The sequence below is a fragment of the Thermodesulfovibrionales bacterium genome, assembly GCA_035686305.1.
In the GTDB taxonomy this organism is placed as follows: Bacteria; Nitrospirota; Thermodesulfovibrionia; order Thermodesulfovibrionales; family UBA9159; genus DASRZP01.
On the sequence record DASRZP010000043.1, the window covers coordinates 1 to 3,752 of the forward strand.

General features: G+C 50.6%; 4 protein-coding genes. 3 read left to right on the plus strand and 1 reads right to left on the minus strand.

Annotation, left to right across the window (positions count from 1 at the left end; all coding sequences use genetic code 11):
- Positions 1-451: 451 nt before the first annotated feature.
- Positions 452-1,252 carry a 3-methyl-2-oxobutanoate hydroxymethyltransferase gene (gene panB, locus VFG09_04885; protein HET6514474.1) on the plus strand — a complete coding sequence of 267 codons (801 nt, stop codon included), beginning with the start codon at positions 452-454 and terminating at the stop codon, positions 1,250-1,252.
- 37 nt (positions 1,253-1,289) lie between these two features.
- Here the strand turns inward: panB and VFG09_04890 are convergent, their stop codons facing one another.
- Complete coding sequence (locus tag VFG09_04890) at positions 1,290-1,907, minus strand: PAS domain-containing protein (GenBank protein HET6514475.1); 618 nt, start codon at positions 1,905-1,907, stop codon at positions 1,290-1,292.
- Positions 1,908-2,213: 306 nt separating this feature from the next.
- Here VFG09_04890 and xseA point away from each other — a divergent pair, with 306 nt between their 5' ends.
- Positions 2,214-3,533 carry an exodeoxyribonuclease VII large subunit gene (gene xseA, locus VFG09_04895; GenBank protein ID HET6514476.1) on the plus strand — a complete coding sequence of 440 codons (1,320 nt, stop codon included), beginning with the start codon at positions 2,214-2,216 and terminating at the stop codon, positions 3,531-3,533.
- Complete coding sequence (xseB, locus tag VFG09_04900; GenBank protein HET6514477.1) at positions 3,490-3,735, plus strand: exodeoxyribonuclease VII small subunit; 246 nt, start codon at positions 3,490-3,492, stop codon at positions 3,733-3,735. Before xseA ends, xseB begins: the two co-directional genes overlap by 44 nt.
- Positions 3,736-3,752: the final 17 nt, after the last annotated feature.

Genomic DNA, 3,752 nt, shown 5'->3' on the forward strand with positions numbered 1-3,752 from the left:
AAATCTGTTACCTTTAAATTCGTCAGTTCCTTTACTGGCATGGGTGTATCCTCCTTTTTTTGTTCTTTGGTCGGAACAATGGAGAATACACCCTTTATTTTCTTACTTCAAGAATTTTACACAGAAGATTTTACGCTACCAGCTCTTTTTTGCTCCTTCAGGACAACCGGGAAGGACAGCTACTCCAAGAAGGCTGCCTCCGTTCCTTCAGGTCCTGAGGCAGGAGTCCCTTTTCGCAGGATTCCTCCTCTATTGGGCAACCTTCAGGCCATGGTCAGTCGCGTCCAATATGTGCATTCCCATGTGAATCAAGGGCAAGGGAGGTATAGGTTCCCAATAGCGTCAATGAATAAGGAACTCGTCCGGAGGCCCTTGCCCGATGTCTGTCTCTTTAAGGAATGTGGTAAGATTGAATCATGGTCAGTCATGGGGTGATAAAAAGGAGTTAGCCATGGGCAAGATAACAGTGAACGATTTTCTCAGGAAAAAGTCGGAACATCGGAAGATAACCATGATCACGGCCTATGACTATCCCTTCGCCCTCGTTGCCGACGAGGCAGGGATTGATGCGATCCTTGTGGGGGATTCCCTGGCCATGGTCGTCCAGGGGCTTGATAATACCCTTCCGGTAACGATGGATGAGATGATCTACCATGCCAGAATGGTATCGCGGGCTGCCAGGAATGCCATGGTCATAGGGGATATGCCCTTTATGTCCTATCAAGCGTCTGTCGAAGAAGCAGTCAGGAATGCAGGGAGATTTCTGAAGGAAGCCGGCGCTTCTGCGGTGAAGATAGAGGGTGGGGCCGAGGTCGAAAAGCAGATCGCCGCCATAACAGGCGCAGACATTCCGGTGGTGGCCCATATCGGTCTTACCCCACAGTCAATCCACCGGATGGGTGGGTACAAGGTTCAGGGGAAGACAGAGGATTCTGCGCGGAGGTTGGCAGAGGAGGCGCAAATCATCGAGGCTGCCGGCGCCTTCGCGATCATCCTCGAGGCCGTCCCCATGGACCTCGCGCAGAAGATCACCGAGAAGCTTTCGGTGCCGACGATCGGCATAGGTGCGGGACCCCGATGCGACGGACAGGTTCTCGTAATGCATGATGTCCTGGGACTCTTCGAGAGATTCGTCCCGAAGTTTGTGAAGAGATACGCGAATTTAAAGGACGATGCGTTGAGGGCGGTTCTTGCCTATAAGGACGAAGTGGAAAAAGGGGTCTTTCCGTCATCTGAACAGAGCTTTTCATAGGGGAGCCTCGGCAATCGCTTCTCCCCCCTTCACAGATTTAAATCCGCGTTATCTTCTTCGAGACCACACTGACTGCCACTACCTCTCCATCGGGCCCGTGAAGGGGACTGAAGGTCCGCAAGAAATATCTGTCGTCTCTTTCGCTGTGGTGTCCGTGCTGTTCAGGCATATTTTTTTCGAAGACCATATCGACCTTCTCGATAAAGTCCCTTGTTTCTCCGTCGGAATGAAACTCACTGAAACAGCGGCCCACATATTCGCCTTCAGAAAATCCCATTCTTCTCATATGCTTCCTGTTCATATAGAGATAGCGGTATTGTTTATCCACGAGATATATTGAATCATCCGTACTTTCGACGATAGAGCGGTATCGCTCCTCACTGGAAAGCAGCGCCTCATCGGATCGCCTGAGTTGTTCGATTTGCAAGCTAACGGGCTTGTACACGAGATAATAGACCACGGGGAACAGTATGACGGTGAGCAACCCGGCGTCCAAAAAAATGAGCATCCCCTTTGACGAAGGAGGAACAATGATCAAGACGAGCGATACCAGGGCTTCTGCCAAGAATATTGAGACAACGATAAGAACGAGAAGATGAGAGGGATTAGCGAAAACCCATGGGGAAGTCTTTCTATCGTTCTTTGTATCCTTCATGCTCACACATCCCTGGAGCCGGAACTCCACGACCTCTAAGAGACGTTTTCAATCTGTGAGACAGATGCTGTGAGGTTCTGCGTGTTCTCCTGCCCCGCGGTTCCCCACAAGACCGGCAACACCACACCTCAAAACAACGAGAACTTGCCTGACCCACCGCTCGATTCTGTTTCACTAATAGTGTTAAATTACCAAACCCCCATTTGTCACAACATCATTATAATGCCCGTGGACGGATTCGTCCATACCCTTTGTCAGGGATTCTCCGTCTTTGCTATTCAGGTTTCCAGTCCTTTATAATGAGCTATGGAAGAATTGGTCAGGACAAGATCAGCCTATACCCTTCACGAACTGAACGCGATTATCAAGTCAACGATCAGTTACGCCTTCCCCGATGCCTTTTGGGTGATAGCCGAGATTGCCGAAGCAAAGTGCAACCAGAGAGGTCACTGCTATCTCGATCTCGTCGAGAAGGAAGACGAGGCAATCATAGCACAGTTGAAGGCGACCATATGGGCTTATGAGTATAGAAGGCTCAGCCAAAAGTTCCAGGGCACAACAGGAGAGTCACTGAAGCCAGGAATGAAGATCATGCTTCTTGTTGTCATTACATTCCATGAGGTCTACGGATTAAGCCTCAATGTGAAGGACATCGATCCTGCCTACACCTTGGGTGAAATGGCACTAAGGAAGAGAGAGGTCATAGAAAGGCTGAAGAGAGAAGGGATTGCCGACCGGAACAAGGGACTCGCCCTCCCTATGGTCCCGCAGAAGATAGCCGTCATATCCTCTCCCACGGCTGCGGGGTATGAGGACTTTTTTCGCCAGCTCGATGAGAACCCTTACGGATATACCTTTGTCCACATCCTCTTTCCTGCCCTCATGCAAGGACAGGAGTCTGAGAAGTCAATTCTCTCGGCGCTTGATACGATCAGGAGTGCAAGAGGGCTTTTTGACGTGGTTGTGATCATCAGGGGCGGAGGCTCGGCAATCGATCTCAGTTGTTTCGACGGTTATGCCCTTGCATCACAGATAGCTCAGTTCCCGCTGCCCGTCATTACAGGCATTGGCCATGAAAAGGATGACACCGTCTCAGACATCGTGGCTCACACGAAAATGAAGACACCGACGGCCGTGGCCGAATTCCTCATATCGGGTGTAAGAAGCTTTGAGGAGAGGATCATGGATATTCACGGGAGAATGAGCGTATGCGTAGAGGGATCCCTGAAAGACTGGCATTACCGGCTGAATACCCTTGTGCAGAGACTTGCGATTGCCCCTCTCCGTACGGCCTCTGCCGACGGCAGGCTCATGATCCTCGAACGAGACCTGAAGAGCCATGTCAGGCAGCTCATGCACAATGAAAACAACAGACTGATGAGGATGGAACAGACCGTAAAGCTCCTGGATCCGGCACAGATCCTGAGAAGAGGGTACAGCATTACACGCCATGACAGAGAGATTGTGAAGGACGCAGCCCGCCTCAAGAAGGGAGACGTCATTACCACCATGTTCTCTCACGGGACGATCACAAGTATCGTGGGTAAGAGCGTTCGGGGAACGAAAGGAGTGGCAAGAGAAGATGAGCAAGAGCAAACAGCTTACGTACTTCCAGGCTTTGACTGAACTTGAGCAGATAATCGCTGAGATCGAAGCGGAGAAGACCGATATCGATGTTCTTGCCGAAAAGGTCAAGAGGGCAGCATATCTCATCACCTTCTGCAAGGGCAGACTGAGAAGTACCGGAGAAGAGATCAGGAAGATCCTCAATGACATAGAGGACAAGACAGGTGCGGGAGAGGCCATCGAAAGAGAGATCGACCTCTGACAAGAAGATTCGATCAT

Excerpts from the sequence above, each read along its gene's own strand:
- VFG09_04890 (HET6514475.1), bottom strand. The coding sequence starts at position 1,907 with ATGAAGGATACAAAGAACGATAGAAAGACTTCCCCATGGGTTTTCGCT.
- panB (HET6514474.1), top strand. The coding sequence starts at position 452 with ATGGGCAAGATAACAGTGAACGATTTTCTCAGGAAAAAGTCGGAACAT.
- xseB (HET6514477.1), top strand. The coding sequence starts at position 3,490 with ATGAGCAAGAGCAAACAGCTTACGTACTTCCAGGCTTTGACTGAACTT.
- xseA (HET6514476.1), top strand. The coding sequence starts at position 2,214 with ATGGAAGAATTGGTCAGGACAAGATCAGCCTATACCCTTCACGAACTG.